The following is a 251-nucleotide window of genomic DNA, read 5'->3' on the forward strand; positions in this document are numbered from 1 at the left end:
TTATCAAAAGAGAGGGGTGGCAAACGGTATTTGGCATTATTAGGTTAAAAAATGTAGAAGGAGAGTGAAACCCATGAAAAAAATAATGCTAGTTTTTATTACACTTATATTAGTTAGTCTACCAATTGCGCAACAAACTGAAGCAAAGGATGCATCTGCATTCAATAAAGAAAATTCAATTTCATCCATGGCACCACCAGCATCTCCGCCTGCAAGTCCTAAGACGCCAATCGAAAAGAAACACGCGGATG

At 38.2% G+C, this 251-nt stretch carries 1 pseudogene; it reads left to right on the top strand.

What is annotated here, in order from left to right:
- Window positions 1–73 precede the first annotated feature (73 nt).
- Window positions 74–251 (top strand): annotated as a pseudogene (locus tag FCK90_RS15285) (Ivanolysin); the annotation flags it as partial.

It is taken from the genome of Kocuria coralli, from assembly GCF_008831305.1.
Classification (GTDB): Bacteria; Actinomycetota; Actinomycetes; order Actinomycetales; family Micrococcaceae; genus Kocuria; species Kocuria coralli.